This is a genomic window from Sphingobacterium spiritivorum, from assembly GCF_016724845.1.
GTDB classification, from domain to species: domain Bacteria; phylum Bacteroidota; class Bacteroidia; order Sphingobacteriales; family Sphingobacteriaceae; genus Sphingobacterium; species Sphingobacterium spiritivorum_A.
The window spans coordinates 2,050,408-2,065,077 of sequence record NZ_CP068082.1 but is presented as its reverse complement, the minus strand read 5'-3'; the positions used below and the strand labels follow the sequence as shown (position 1 = coordinate 2,065,077).

At 37.1% G+C, this 14,670-nt stretch carries 11 protein-coding genes; all 11 read left to right on the top strand.

The annotated features are described in order from the left end of the window. Positions 1–17: 17 nt before the first annotated feature. The 11 genes from I6J03_RS08610 to I6J03_RS08560 all read left to right on the top strand — a co-directional run bounded on the left by I6J03_RS08610 (position 18) and on the right by I6J03_RS08560 (position 14,552). Complete coding sequence (locus I6J03_RS08610; RefSeq protein WP_003009439.1) at positions 18–1,559, top strand: type I restriction-modification system subunit M; 1,542 nt, start codon at positions 18–20, stop codon at positions 1,557–1,559. Further along, on the top strand, positions 1,552–2,634 hold the full coding sequence (locus I6J03_RS08605; protein WP_003009436.1) for a PIN domain-containing protein: 1,083 nt from the start codon (positions 1,552–1,554) through the stop codon (positions 2,632–2,634). Before I6J03_RS08610 ends, I6J03_RS08605 begins: the two co-directional genes overlap by 8 nt. Continuing rightward, the gene (locus I6J03_RS08600; protein ID WP_003009433.1) at positions 2,634–3,863 is read left to right on the top strand and encodes a restriction endonuclease subunit S; all 1,230 of its coding nucleotides are present in this window, start codon (positions 2,634–2,636) and stop codon (positions 3,861–3,863) included. The genes I6J03_RS08605 and I6J03_RS08600 overlap by 1 nt, the downstream gene beginning before the upstream one ends. A 4-nt stretch (positions 3,864–3,867) precedes the next feature. Then, positions 3,868–4,290, top strand: coding sequence for a hypothetical protein (locus I6J03_RS08595; RefSeq protein WP_003009430.1), 423 nt, complete (start codon positions 3,868–3,870; stop codon positions 4,288–4,290). Positions 4,291–4,295: 5 nt separating this feature from the next. After that, the gene (locus I6J03_RS08590) at positions 4,296–4,700 is read left to right on the top strand and encodes a P-loop NTPase family protein (RefSeq protein WP_003009427.1); all 405 of its coding nucleotides are present in this window, start codon (positions 4,296–4,298) and stop codon (positions 4,698–4,700) included. A 117-nt stretch (positions 4,701–4,817) separates the two neighbouring features. Continuing rightward, complete coding sequence (locus I6J03_RS08585; protein WP_232279769.1) at positions 4,818–5,081, top strand: type II toxin-antitoxin system RelE/ParE family toxin; 264 nt, start codon at positions 4,818–4,820, stop codon at positions 5,079–5,081. A gap of 14 nt (positions 5,082–5,095) precedes the next feature. Further along, positions 5,096–6,190: an ImmA/IrrE family metallo-endopeptidase gene (locus tag I6J03_RS08580; RefSeq protein ID WP_003009420.1), complete on the top strand. Its 1,095-nt coding sequence runs from the start codon at positions 5,096–5,098 to the stop codon at positions 6,188–6,190. Positions 6,191–6,311: 121 nt separating this feature from the next. Further along, positions 6,312–7,265, top strand: a complete 954-nt coding sequence (locus I6J03_RS08575; protein WP_003009418.1) for an AAA family ATPase — start codon at positions 6,312–6,314, stop codon at positions 7,263–7,265. A gap of 9 nt (positions 7,266–7,274) precedes the next feature. Then, positions 7,275–9,797 (top strand): S8 family peptidase, encoded by a 2,523-nt coding sequence (locus I6J03_RS08570; RefSeq protein WP_003009414.1) that lies wholly within the window; start codon positions 7,275–7,277, stop codon positions 9,795–9,797. Between the two features lie 14 nt (positions 9,798–9,811). Beyond that, positions 9,812–12,955 (top strand): type I restriction endonuclease subunit R, encoded by a 3,144-nt coding sequence (locus tag I6J03_RS08565; RefSeq protein WP_003009411.1) that lies wholly within the window; start codon positions 9,812–9,814, stop codon positions 12,953–12,955. 259 nt (positions 12,956–13,214) lie between these two features. Next, positions 13,215–14,552 carry a serine hydrolase domain-containing protein gene (locus tag I6J03_RS08560; RefSeq protein ID WP_003009409.1) on the top strand — a complete coding sequence of 446 codons (1,338 nt, stop codon included), beginning with the start codon at positions 13,215–13,217 and terminating at the stop codon, positions 14,550–14,552. The last annotated feature ends 118 nt before the right edge of the window (positions 14,553–14,670 follow it).

Here is a 14,670-nt window from a genome sequence, read left to right as displayed (position 1 = left end):
TATTTGAATTAAACATAATGACCAATACATTACAATTAGAAAAGACCCTTTGGCAGGCAGCCGATAAATTGAGAAACAATATGGATGCTGCCGAATACAAGCATGTGGTATTAGGGTTGATTTTCTTAAAATACATATCAGATGCCTTTGATGAACACTATGAGCATTTGAAATCCATAGAAGACCAAACAGGCGCTGACCCCGAAGATAAGGACGAATATACGGCAGACAAAATATTCTATGTTCCGCCTTCTGCCCGCTGGAAATGGCTTCAAGGCAGGGCCAAATTGCCTACCATAGGAAAAGATATTGACGATGCGATGGATGCCATCGAAAAAGACAATCCGTCCCTAAAAGGTGTTTTGCCCAAAGACTATGCCCGACCTGCATTGGACAAGCAACGTCTGGGAGAATTGATTGACCTGATTGGTTCTATCACATTGAGTAAAAATGGAAGTGGAAAAGGAAAAGATGTTTTAGGATTTGTATTTGAGTATTTCTTAGGACAGTTTGCAGATGCTGAAGGAAAAAAAGGAGGACAGTTTTACACGCCTCAAAGCATTGTCAATTTGTTGGTTGAAATATTAGCTCCTGAAGCTGAAAAAAGAGTATATGACGGTGCCTGCGGTAGTGGCGGAATGTTTGTACAGAGTGAGCGTTTTATAGAGATACACGAGCATCGAAAAGGTAAAATTTCTATTTTCGGACAGGAGAGCAATCCTACTACTTATAAACTGGCTAAAATGAATTTGGCCATTCGGGGTATTGACGCCAAAATAGAATTGGGTGATACGCTGATGAATGATAAATTTCCTGAATTGAAAGTAGACTATGTGATTGCCAATCCTCCGTTTAATGTCAGCGACTATAACATCAACAAAGCCGAAACTCATAAATGGAAATATGGAATCCCTCCCACAGGCAATGCTAACTACGCCTGGTTGCAACATTTTGTAAGCAAACTCGCTCCGTATGGCACAGCAGGTATCGTATTGGCAAACGGCAGTATGAGTTCTGAAATCGCTACTGAAGGACAAATCCGAAAAGAAATGATTGAAGCCGATCTGGTGGACTGTATGGTAGCCTTACCTTCTCAATTATTTTACAACACCCAGATACCGGCTTGCTTATGGTTTTTGGCTCGCAACAAAGAAGGCAACAGCAAACTGCGAAACCGCAATCACGAAATATTGTTTATTGACGCACGTGAATTGGGTACGATGATTAGTCGCAAACAACGAGAACTGACCGACACAGATATTGCCAGGGTAGCAGCAACGTATCACAATTGGAGAAGTCCCGAAAAGTTTGCAACAGATTATAAAGATATTCCGGGATTTTGTAAATCTGCAAATATACAGGACGTACGTAAAAATAATTATATCCTTACTCCGGGCAGATACATTGACTTTAAAGCAGTAGAAGATGATGGTGTGGCTTTTGAAGAAAAGATGAAAACGCTTACAAGCACATTGGCAGAACAAATGCACAAAGCAAATGAGTTGGACAAGCTGATAAAAACTAATCTTGCCAAAATAGGATTTGAAATAAATGGGTAGATTTAAAAGAAGCAAATCTAAAAAAAGAGATAGAATACAAAAAGTAACGGATAATCCGAAAGAAACGCAATATACTATGCTTAAAACGCTCATAGTTTTTGATACCAATGCACTTCGCAGTACAGAAGCCGGACAGGTGGCATATCGTTTCTTTGCCTTTGGTAAACCCTTTCAGTTGATTGAAGATTACATTAATGCAAATCATCTTAATGAGCATATTCACTTGGCGATTCCATCTTGGGCAATTGAAGAATTAAAAGACCAGAAAAACAGGCAATATTTGGAAGACGTAGAAAAATATAAAGAAGTAACGGAAAGACTATTTGGATTACCCAGCTTTCAAGAAATACCATTACCCCAAGAAGAATTTGATTGCAGAGCATACATACAGGAAAAAGCAGAGGAATTTTTAGCCACCAAACAACTTAAAAAACTGGACATTAAAGAGGAGTTGGCAAGTACTGTTCTTAAAAGTATGATGAGTAGGGTTTTAAAAGAAGAAAAATTTAAAAAACCATTTGCTCATTCCGGAAAATATAAGGATGCTGGTTTTAAAGACAATATTGTTTGGGAAAGTCTGATGCACTACGATGATGTAGAGGCGTATAATAAATTCATTTTTATAACAAAGGATACGGACTATGGTAATTGCCAGAATGAGTTTAAAGATAAATGGAATAAGCATATCATTACGCTGAAAGATGAAAACTCTGTTATTGCAGAAATATTAAAAGACTATGAATTGTATATCAATGAAAAAGCACTTTATGATTATACACATACTGAATATTTCCTGGATTATTTAAATGACAAACTCACACAGAAATCAGAGATTGAAAGAGAAACAGGAACATTTAAAATCGAAAATTTTAAAATAAAAGAGTCTTCTGTAAATATTGAACGAATGCCGCCTTCTGAAGACGAAGACGAATGTATACTGGTACATTCTTCTATAGTTATTTTCTATAAAGAAGGTGCAATTAAAAAAGAGCAAGAAGTTATGATGACGACAAAACTTGCTGACGAAGAAACAAAAGATATTTTAGAAACAACATATAACCCGGAATTGATTTAATGAGCAACTGGAAAACATATAAGTTGGGGGATTTGATAGATGTAAAACACGGCTTTGCATTTAAAGGTGAGTTTTTTTCTGATGAGCCAACAGAAGATATTCTTTTAACACCTGGTAATTTTAAAATTGGAGGAGGTTTTAAAACGGACAAATTCAAATATTATAAAGGAGATTATCCAAAATCTTATGTTTTAAAAGAGGGTGATATTTTAATCACAATGACCGATTTGAGTAAAGCAGGGGATACTTTGGGTTATTCTGCAAAAATACCAAAGCATAACGAAGTTAACTATTTACATAATCAAAGACTCGGTTTAGTTCAATTCAAAAGTGATGACATCGACCCTGATTTTCTATATTGGGTTTTAAGAACACAACCTTATCAGTATTATATTGTTGGTTCTGCAACTGGCTCTACTGTGAAACATACTTCACCTACAAGAATATGTTCTTACGAATTTCAAGTACCAAAAGACAAAAAAAAACAAAAAGAAATCGCTCAAATCCTGTCTTCATTAGACGACAAAATAGAATTACTTCAACAAATGAACCAAACTCTTGAAAACATAGCACAGGCTATCTTTAAGGAATGGTGTTGTGTTGAAGAGGATATTATTCCAGAAGGTTGGAGTTGGAAAAAATTAATTGATATTGCTAATGTTTCGTCTAGTAAAAGAATTTTTAGAGAGGAATATAAAATAGGTGGTATTCCGTTTTATCGTGGTAAAGAAGTTACTCAATTATCAAATGGTGAAGCAATAAGTACGGAATTATTTATTTCTGAAGAACGATATAATGAAATCAAAGAAAAATTCGGAGTTCCGCAAATAGGAGATATTCTTATTACTTCTGTTGGTACAATAGGTTCTGTGTGGTTAGTTGATAATGATTCCCCTTTTTATTTTAAAGACGGAAATGTTACTTGGGTGAAAGATTATAAAACTGTTGTTAACGGAGAGTTTGTCTATGAATGGCTACAGACAAAAGAAGCAAAGGAACAAATTAAGTCTGTTACAATTGGAAGCACACAACAAGCATTAACTATCTCTGCATTAAGAGAACTAAAAATATTAATTCCCGACACTGAAACGGTTTCAAAAGTATGTAATCAATTGGGGAAATTGAATGCAAAAAGAATTAATAATCTAAATCAAATCCAAACCCTTACCCAAACCCGTGACACATTGTTACCGAAGTTGATGAGCGGACAATTAGAAATAAAAAATTAAGATTATGGCTATAGCAAAATTGGTCAATGAAGAAGATACTTTTCGTATCTACAAAAATAGCAAGGGAAAATTGTTCAAATTTATCTTAGAAGACGAATTTGAAATATTGATTGAAGATATAGATGGAAATTCTGTTGGAGAATTTGAATTTCAAGAGTTAGATTATGGAAATGGCTATAAGATAATGCGTATGTACACCAACGCGTATAAAAACACAGGATTAGGCTCTGCTGCGTTAAGTTATTTCTTAGACGTATTTGGAGGACCTTTATATACCTCCCCTAATGACGGATTGCCAAGAGATGATGGTAGTCATCTAACAGAAGATGCTCCGGCATTTGTACAGCATATGATAGCAAAGGGCGTTATTGATGGCTATGATAACAGATTTACCAACAGTGAAGAAGATATAAACGGTTTTTTTTAATAGCTATGAGAATAATTGTTTTACAAGGAATGTCAAACACAGGAAAAACAAGCACCTTAAACTTATTGTATAATATGCTTGTGCCTTCTTTAGCTACTTCACACGGAGATCGAATCGTATTAGGCAACCCAACTCAAGGTGATTTTTCAGAAACAATAACATATCATAAAGAAACTATTTTCTTTTTTACAATGGGTGATTTCCCTAAAAAACTGGAATTAGCAATAAGGGATGCTCGACATAAAGGTGTAACAACTTTTATTTGTGCTTGTAGTCGTTTATCACCACCTTTAACAGCTGAACTACAACGTAACAGGACGGCTTTTATAAGTAAAACGGTTTCTGTTATTACTTCGCAGCAAGTCACTTTTAACACAGCAGACGCACAAATAACATTAAATTTGATTTAAAAAAACTTACACTTAGTGTAAATTAAAAATAAAATAATTACCTTTGTAGTGGATATAAAATTTGGACATAAGAAATTAGCTAAATTAGCCAACGACCTTAGAAAGTGTAAGCAGGAGATGGGCGAAAGAAGAGCCACACTTTTTTTAAAAAGGTTGACTGATTTGCGGGACGCTGAAACACTTGAGGATGTAAGACACTTACCGGGGCGATATCATGAGCTCAAAGAAACACGCAAAGGACAGTGGGCTTGCGACCTTGATCATCCTTATCGTCTTATTTTTATACCACAAGAAAATCCCATACCCACCAATGAAGACGGGCAATACATCTGGTTCGAAATTGTAGGTATAGAGGTTATTGAAATAGTAGATTACCATTAAAAATAGCAGCAATTATGGCAACTGTAAACGAATTTTATTCAGACATAGCATTCCATCCAGGCGAAACCCTGACAGAGAAATTGGAGGAGCTGAAAATGGGCCCCAAAGAATTTGCTATCCGTACCGGTAAACCAGAAAAAACAATTATTGCTATCCTCAAAGGTGATAGTTCCATCACCCCAGAAATGGCTATTCTTTTCGAAAGTGTTTTAAAAATTCCTGCTAGTTTTTGGATTAAGCGACAATTCAGCTTTGATGAGTTCAAAGCACGCGAAAAAAGAGCATTAACCGTTGAAGAAGCTAAGGATTGGGCAAAGCGTTTCCCAATTGCCGATATGGTAAAGTGCCAGTGGCTGAACGCAAAAACAAAAGTAGAAGAGAAAGTAGAGGAATTATTTCATTTTTTTGGCGTGAGTTCACCAGATGCGTGGAAAGATTATTTTTTCAACCAACAGTTAAAGGTAGCATTTCGAATATCATTAGCACACACCAAAGAACCTTATGCTATCTCTGCTTGGATAAGGCAAGGCGAAATACAAGCTAACCGATTAAATTGCGGAGCATATTCAGAAGCTAAATTCAAAAAAACATTAAAAGAAATTAAAACCATAATGGCTACACAGCCTGATAATTTTTTTGAACAATTGCAACAGCTATGTTTGGCTTGTGGAGTAAAAGTAGTTTATACTCCTTGTATAAAAAAAGCCCCTTTGAGTGGTGCAACTCGTTGGATAGATGACAATCCGTTGATACAATTAACAGGCAGATACAAGCAAAATGATCGTTTTTGGTTTACTTTCTTTCACGAAGCAGGACATATTTTATTGCATGGTAAAAAGGATATTTTCTTAGAAGATATTGACTACTCGGATGCAGATTTACAAAAAGAAGCTGAGGCAAATAATTTTGCAGTAGAATGGACATTCTCAAATGAGCAGGAAGAAGAAGTATTAAATGCTACTCCATTAACTATTGAAAACATTGAGGAGTTTGCCAAATTATTCAATACACATCCTGCAATGATTATAGGTCGTTTCCATAAAAAAGGATTATTGCATTATGCAGAGGGAAGAGACTTCTTTGTAAAACTTGAATTTTCAGATAACTAAAAATGAAAAACAGTATCACCCAAAACCCAATAGAAACAGTTACACAAACAATATTTAATTTGCTGTAAGAAAACCGAATATAGAAAAGAACATCATAAATTAATGTGTAAATTTGCATAATATGGCAAAGGCAGACTACATCATATCGTTAATTAAATCGCACTATAGTAATGAACCCGAAAGGTTCACAACAATTGCATTGCAGATAGCTGCCCACGAAGCCAAACTCGGGCATAATATTGTAGCCAACGAGATTAAAACGATTATTGACAAGGCAAAGGAAACCAAACATAAAACCAAAACGTTTGCTCCAGATTTACAAGGCTTGATACAGGAAAACGTTCCTGCGGTAAATCTTTCGGATATGATTGCTTCCGATGACATTAAGTCAAAAGTTAATCGTATCATAGCAGAATTTGTACAACGCGACAAACTTCGTAAACACAATTTAGAAAACCGCAGAAAAATTTTGCTTTCTGGTCCTCCCGGAACAGGAAAGACCCTGACAGCTTCTATCCTTGCCAATGAATTGGGATTACCGCTTTATACCATTTTAATGGATAAGATGGTAACAAAATTTATGGGCGAAACCAGTGCCAAACTTCGTCAGGTGTTTGATTTGATTGAGCAGCGACAAGGCGTTTATCTGTTTGATGAATTTGATGCGATTGGTGGGGAACGAAGCCGTGACAATGATGTGGGTGAAATGCGAAGAGTATTAAACTCTTTTCTCCAGTTCATTGAACGGGATAATTCAGACAGTCTTATTATTGCTATTACCAACAATAAAGAACTTTTAGACCAAGCCCTTTTCCGGAGGTTTGATGATGTTATTTTATACAACCTGCCAAGTCTGGAAGAAAAAGAAGAACTACTTAAAAACAGGCTTGCTCAATTTGCCAGAAAAATCAAATTTAAAGACTTACTGCCCAATATTAACGGTTTGAGCCACGCCGAAATATCACTTGCGTGCATTGATGCCATTAAAGAAACTATCTTGAATGACAAGCAACCAATGAACAATGAATTAATTCTCAGAGCAATCAAAGACCGTAATGCAGCATATCATAAATAATTTGGACGTATGGCGCTATATAAACACATTTTTATTACAGGAAATGTAAGTAGTGAAAAATTTAAAACGCCGCAAAGAGGTGGTGGAGAATCAAATATTCCTGCTCGTAATAGAATGGCTCACAGCCAAAAACTTTTAAATCAGTTTGATGCAATCTGGCAAGCAAAAGCACAATTGCAACAACAACGTGGAGCAGAACAAATAGCAACCAGAGAGGGAACCTATATTTCGTTTACCAGTGCCGCCAACCACGACTTGATTACCAAAAGTCTGGAAGACCTTAGAAAGGATATTCGCTTATTGAATATCAAAGAGATTCCTGTTGGTGATAACCAAACTCAGATACGGGCAACAGTGTATGTCCCTAATGGAAAAGAGGGGCATTTCATTTCCAAAATCCAAAAATATCAGCAAGAAGAAACAGCTAAAGGAGAACCTAAAAATGCTCCTTTAGTAAATAGTATAGAAGACGTAAGCACAGCATTATTGGAAGGTTTGTGGACAGATAATCCACAACTTATTCCGGCAGATGCAACAAAGTGGTGCGAAGCATGGCTAAATGTAAACACAAAAGAAAACCAAGAACAAGAACAGATTGCACAATTTCTTACTACTCTTGAAAACATCGGTATTGATGTTAAGCATAATGACGAAGGAGTAAGAGTCATTGTTTTTCCCGAAAGAGCAGTTCTACTTATCAATGCAAACCGTACACAGTTAATTGAACTAATGCTGCAAAGCGATTTACTGGCAGAATTTAGGGCCGGTCAAGAACCGGCTGGATTTTGGGTAAATGAAAATAATGTAGAGCAACAGAATTGGGTAAATGATTTATTAGGGAGAATAGAACTTGTTGATAGCAATGTAAAGATTTGTTTATTAGATTCAGGTGTAAACAATGGACACCAATTGTTGCAACCACTCATTGATGATGCTAATACGCTGACTGTTGATAATGTCTGGGGAACAGATGACCATGAAGCACGAACAGGACACGGAACATTGATGGCGGGTGTTGCGGGTTATGGAAAAATGGAACAGGTGCTTGACTCACAAAATCAAGTTCTGCTTACGCATAGGCTTTGTTCCGTAAAAATTCTTCCACGCCCCCATCAAAACGGAACACCCAAAGAATTATGGGGTGATATAACTGCACAGGGAATTGCAAGAGCAGAAATTCAAAATCCCAATATGGTTTTGGTTTATTGTATGTCCGTTACTTCAACAGAAGATGTAAATGCTGGGCGACCTTCCTCTTGGTCTGGAGCAGTGGACAACTTAGCTTATGGCGAAGGTACAAATCAGCGATTGATAATTGTTTCAGCCGGTAATATGAAAAATGTTTATCCTGAACTTAATGATTTAATCGACTATCCAATATTAAACTACAGCACTTCTGTTCAGAACCCTGCTCAGGCTTGGAATGCCATAATAGTTGGGGCACACACAGAAAAGATCTTGGTAAATGATGCTTTTTTTGCTAATCATTCAATATTAGCAAATGAAGGGGCCCTTTCCCCACACAGTACTACATCTTTGATTTGGGAAAAAAGATGGCCAATAAAACCCGATGTTGTATTTGAAGGAGGAAATTTACTGAAAGCACCTGATAACAGTATTGCGTCTCACGAAGACTTGGAACTCCTCTCCACTTCAAAATCTATACAAATTAAGCCATTTGATACTGTGAATGCTACAAGTGCAGCCGCCGCACAAGCATCCTGGTTTGCAGCAAAAGTAGCCTTCGAATATCCGGATGCCTGGGCAGAAACCATCAGAGGGTTAATAGTTCATTCTGCTGATTGGAATGACGCGATGCGTAATCAGCATGAAAAGCAAAACAATAAAAGAGATATTACAAATCTGCTACGAACTTTTGGTTTTGGAGTTCCCAATTTAGACAAGGCTTTATACAGTCAGGAGAGCGCATTGACATTTGTTGCACAAGAAACCATTCAACCCTTTAATTACAAAGAAGGAAGTAGCGATACCGAAACGAATGAAATTCACTTTTTCGATCTTCCCTGGCCAAGCAATTTATTATTGGATATGGGACAAATACCTGTTAAATTGCGGGTTACCCTATCCTATTTTATAGAACCGGGGGCGGGTGAAATTGGCTGGAAAGATAAATATCGTTATCAATCGCACGGTTTACGTTTTGATGTAAATAATATTGGTGAAAATGAGGATGATTTTAGAAAACGTGTAAATAAAGCAGCCAGAGAAGAAGATGAAGTAGTAAATGGAAATGCAGGAAGTAATCGTTGGGTAATAGGGGCTAATAACCGTAGTAGCGGCTCAATTCATTCTGACTTTTGGGAAGGTACTGCGGCAGATTTAGCAACCTGTAATCACATCGCTGTTTATCCGGTTATTGGATGGTGGCGTGAGCGGAAACACTTAGGAAAAGTAGAAAATAAAACACGTTATTCCTTGATTATTTCGCTTGAAACTCCTGTCCAAGACGTCGAACTATATACAACAGTCAAAGCGATGATTGAAGTACCAATTGAGATTCAAATCTTATAGAAGAATATGAAAATATGGCAAGCATCACCGAAAACCAAATAGAAGAAATAGCATTGGGATATTTAAAAAGTTTAGGCTATGAATACCTGAACGGAGTAAATATATCACCAGATGGCGACCACCCCGAAAGACAGTACAACGAAGTGGTGCTGACTACTCGTTTGCGGGATGCCATCGACAAGCTCAATCCAACCATTACGCAAGATGCCAAAGAAGATGCTCTCAAAAAAGTATTGCGTACCGATAGTCCCAACCTCCTTATCAACAACGAAACATTTCATCGTTACCTGACAGACGGTGTAGATGTGGAGATAAGAACCGAAAACGGCATCAGAGGTGAGAAAGTATATATCATTGATTTTGAAAATACGGAGAACAACGAATTTCTGGTTGTCAACCAATTCACCATTATAGAAGGCAATCAGAATAAACGACCAGATTTGATTTTGTTTGTCAACGGTATGCCGTTGGTTGTCATAGAACTCAAAAATGCCGTAGATGAAAATGCGACCATCAAATCAGCATACAATCAACTGCAAACCTATAAACAAGCCGTTCCCTCACTATTTACCTACAACGAATTATCAATTATCAGCGATGGCTGGGATGCGCGTTGCGGAACACTTACCAGTGATTTTGGCAGGTTTATGAGTTGGAAAACTAAGGACGGAAAAACAGAAGCTACTCATTTGGAAATGCAAATGCAGGTCATGTTCAACGGAATGTTGAACAAACAGACGCTTTTGGATTTGATTGGTCAATTCATTGTTTTTGAAAAAAGCGACACTAAAACCCTTAAAAAAATTGCTGCCTATCACCAGTATTATGCAGTGAATAAAGCGGTAGAAAGTACTGTACAGGCAAGCTCACAGGAAGGTGACAGACGTGGTGGTGTCATATGGCATACACAGGGAAGTGGAAAGAGCTTAAGTATGGTTTTTTATTCGGGTAAATTGATTATTGATCCTCGAATGGAAAATCCAACTTTGGTTATTCTGACTGACAGAAACGATCTTGATGAACAATTGCACGAAACCTTTACCAATTGCCAGCAGCTTTTAAGACAAGAGCCTCAAAAGGCAGAAGACCGAAAAGATTTAAGGCGGTTATTAAAAGTGGCTTCAGGTGGTATTGTATTTACGACCATTCAGAAGTTTATGCCGATGCAGGAAGATATGATTCAAGCCGAACATTCGAATATCGTAAATGAACCAGCTGCGGAATATATCGGTGCAGACATAAAAGCCTTAAGTGAACGTAAAAATATTGTTGTCATAGCTGACGAAGCTCATAGAAGTCAATATGATTTTATTGACGGATTTGCCAAACATCTAAGAGATGCCTTACCCAATGCTACTTTCATTGGTTTTACAGGTACTCCTATCGAAACTTCAGATAAAAATACACAGGCCGTTTTTGGTAACTATGTAGACATATATGATATACAGCAGGCTGTTGACGATAAAGCAACTGTACCCATTTTTTATGAAAGCCGTTTAGCAAAAGTACATTTTGAGGAAAATGAAAAGGTACATTTAGACGAGCAGTTTGAAGAACTTACCGAAGGGGAAGAATTGAGCAATCGTCAGCAGATGAGAGCTAAATGGACACGCCTGGAAGCAATTGTAGGTAATCCAAACCGTTTAGAAAAAATTGCCAAAGACTTAGTGTATCATTTCGAACAACGCAATGCCGTCTTGGATGGCAAAGCAATGATCGTAGGCATGAGCCGAAGAATCTGTGTGGATTTATACGACGCTATTATCAAGCTCCGTCCCCTATGGCATTCAGATGATGACGACAAAGGTGTTATCAAAGTGATAATGACAGGTAGTAGTAGTGATACCTTAAATATGCAAAAACATATTCGCAGCAAATCTAAGCGAAAAGCTATTGGAGACCGCCTCAAAAATCCGAATGATCCGTTGAAGTTAGTTATTGTACGCGATATGTGGCTCACAGGCTTTGATGCGCCCTGTCTTCACACTTTGTATGTAGATAAACCAATGCGGGGACATAACCTGATGCAGGCTATTGCTCGTGTAAACCGTGTCTTTACCGAAGGTAAAGAAGGTGGATTGGTAGTAGATTATTTGGGTATTGCACAAGAACTGAAAACCGCATTAGCCGAATACACGGCAAGTGGTGGAGAAGGAAAACCAACACTTGACCAGGAATTGGCAGTAGCCAAAATGTTGGAGCTTTATGAAGCAATAGATTATCAGCTGCGTCATTTTGATTGGCGAAAATTTTTCACACTCTCACCCGAAGAAAAACTGAATTTCATTCCTGTAATTGTAGATTATATTTTCAGTCAGGAAAATGGAGAACAGAGTTTTACAGAAAATACCAAAAATCTGTTGAAAGCATTTGCTATTTCTGTACCTCACGAAAAAGCTATGGCCATCCGTGATGATGTAGCCTTATTTCAGGCGATTAAAACAAGATTGGTAAAAATATCCGATAGAAATGAAGGCGGTAAAACGGATGAAGAAATGGAAACCGCTATTAAGCAAATTATTTCTGAAGCCATTACAGCCGATAATGTAATTGATATTTTTGATGCTGCAGGTTTAAAAAAACCAAATATTGAAATTTTGGACGAACGTTTTTTGCAAGAACTGAAAGATTTACCCCAAAAGAATTTAGCGGTTGAATTGCTTAAAAAACTACTTAAAGACGAAATCAAAAAGAAATCAAAAATCAACCTGGTTGAAAGCAAGAAGTTTTCCGAATTGTTGGAAGATGCCATTAAACGCTACCACAACGGAATGATTGACACCGTTGAATTTCTCGAAAAAGTATTAATCCCTTTTGCTGAAGAAATGAAAAAAGCAAACAAACGAGGGGACAAACTGGGATTAGATTATAGAGAATATGCTTTCTATACCGCTTTGGAAGTCAATAACAGTGCAGTTGCAGTACTTGGAGATGATATTTTAAAACAGATAGCACAGGAATTATTAAAAACCGTTCGTAACAGTACGACTATCGACTGGACAATAAAAGAATCCGTTCAGGCAGAACTCCGAAGAAATATCCGAAGAATATTAAGAAAGTCCGGCTATCCACCAGACTTACAAGAAAAAGCAGTAGATACTGTAATTGCACAGGCTAAAATGTTAGCGGATGACTTATCGAAAAATAACACTCAGTAATAGAAACAATAGGGATTTATTTATCAATATCGTTTATCGTTGCAATAAACTCCAAATCTTCCAAAAAATGTTTCGAGATTTGTTCGGTTTGGGCTACGAAAGCGACTTCAAAAGAGTCGCTTTTTTGCTTCCTTCCCTTTTTTACAAAGCATAATATTTTTATTTAGTAACGGATAATTTTTGAATACGAAGAATTAGGATGCTTATATTTTATTATTAAATTGCTGACAATTATTAAGCTGGAAAATATAATCAATATATGAAATCACTGCTCTTACTGCTCTTCATCCTGGCCGGATCTATTTGCTGTGCACAGACTATCCGAAAAGAAAGATTAGACTCAGTACTCAACCATATTGAACAGTATAATCAGGGGATTGGAAATGTATCTGTCTATAAGGACGGAAAGGAAGTGTATAACCGAAGTTTCGGACAGTCAAAAGTCAGGGATCTAACCTTTGATGAACATACAAGCTACCAGATAGGTTCTGTGACGAAACTGGTAACGTCTGTACTTCTCTGGAAATTGGTTGAACAAGGTAAGTTAAATTTAGAGGAAAAACTGAGCACCTATTTTCCTGATATCCCCAATGCAGATAAGATTCATTTAAGTCAGATTCTCAGTCACAATAGTGGTTTGGGAGATTATACAAGTATTGGAGAGGGCGAACCCTGGCTAATAGAAAAAAGATCTGTGGATTCTATCTTGAATGTTATACGACACGAAAAACCTCTTTTTGAGCCCGGAGCCGACATGCGGTATTCAAATTCCGGATTCTATTTATTAACGAAGATCATAAAAAAATGCTATAAGAAACCTTATGCAAAGATTGTCGAAAAAGAGATTGTCAAACCATTAAAATTAAAGGATTTCAGATCTTTTGACAGTTATAATAATAACTATTTCCGGTCTTACAGGTATGTTAATGAATGGATTGAGGTTCCGGATTTTTATCCTCAGAATATTATCGGTGTGGGAGATATTCTGGCTACTCCACGGGATCTGAACAATTTCCTTGAAGGGCTGTTCGCGGGTAAGCTACTGAAAAAGGAAACGCTCGAAAAAATGAAGGCAGGTAAAGATAATAATGGTTTTGGAAAAGGATTTATGTATATTCCTTATAAGAAGAATGTCTTTTTGGGACATGGAGGAGATACTTATGGAACACACACTTTAGCGGGATACAATGTGCAGGATAAGATAGCTATTTCTATTACAATTAACGGTCAGCGGTATGAGCATAATGCTGTCTATATTGCTATTCTGGGTGCTATCTATGATCCTGAACTTAAATTACCCGAATTTGAAACCAATGTTCTGAAACTTTCTCCGGAACAGTTAAAGCAGTATGAAGGAGTGTATTCATCTGCGGATTTCCCGCTGAAAATAAAAATTTTCCAGGAAGACGGAGAGCTGTATGGACAGGCCGAGGGGCAGGGTGCATTTCCGTTAACCTGTTATAAAAAGGACAAGTTTATGTTTGAGGCTGCTCAGATCTATATGGATTTTTCCCCGGCTCAGGATAGTATGTTCTATCGCCAGCGTTCGAATGAGGTCAATTTCAAACGCCTAAAAACAGAACAGGTTAAAGAGTAAATAATTAGTTCAACTATGCAAAACCTCACCCTAACCCTTCCGACAGGTCGGAACAGGTTCTCCTTAAAAATGAGAGGGAAATGGTTTATCAAAATAAAAAAAGAGTGTTTAAAAAGTC

Bases quoted from the DNA above. Each gene is read 5' to 3' on its own strand.
- I6J03_RS08610 (WP_003009439.1), top strand. From the start codon at position 18: ATGACCAATACATTACAATTAGAAAAGACCCTTTGGCAGGCAGCCGAT.
- I6J03_RS08605 (WP_003009436.1), top strand. From the start codon at position 1,552: ATGGGTAGATTTAAAAGAAGCAAATCTAAAAAAAGAGATAGAATACAA.
- I6J03_RS08600 (WP_003009433.1), top strand. From the start codon at position 2,634: ATGAGCAACTGGAAAACATATAAGTTGGGGGATTTGATAGATGTAAAA.
- I6J03_RS08595 (WP_003009430.1), top strand. From the start codon at position 3,868: ATGGCTATAGCAAAATTGGTCAATGAAGAAGATACTTTTCGTATCTAC.
- I6J03_RS08590 (WP_003009427.1), top strand. From the start codon at position 4,296: ATGAGAATAATTGTTTTACAAGGAATGTCAAACACAGGAAAAACAAGC.
- I6J03_RS08585 (WP_232279769.1), top strand. From the start codon at position 4,818: ATGGGCGAAAGAAGAGCCACACTTTTTTTAAAAAGGTTGACTGATTTG.
- I6J03_RS08580 (WP_003009420.1), top strand. From the start codon at position 5,096: ATGGCAACTGTAAACGAATTTTATTCAGACATAGCATTCCATCCAGGC.
- I6J03_RS08575 (WP_003009418.1), top strand. From the start codon at position 6,312: ATGGCAAAGGCAGACTACATCATATCGTTAATTAAATCGCACTATAGT.
- I6J03_RS08570 (WP_003009414.1), top strand. From the start codon at position 7,275: ATGGCGCTATATAAACACATTTTTATTACAGGAAATGTAAGTAGTGAA.
- I6J03_RS08565 (WP_003009411.1), top strand. From the start codon at position 9,812: ATGGCAAGCATCACCGAAAACCAAATAGAAGAAATAGCATTGGGATAT.
- I6J03_RS08560 (WP_003009409.1), top strand. From the start codon at position 13,215: ATGAAATCACTGCTCTTACTGCTCTTCATCCTGGCCGGATCTATTTGC.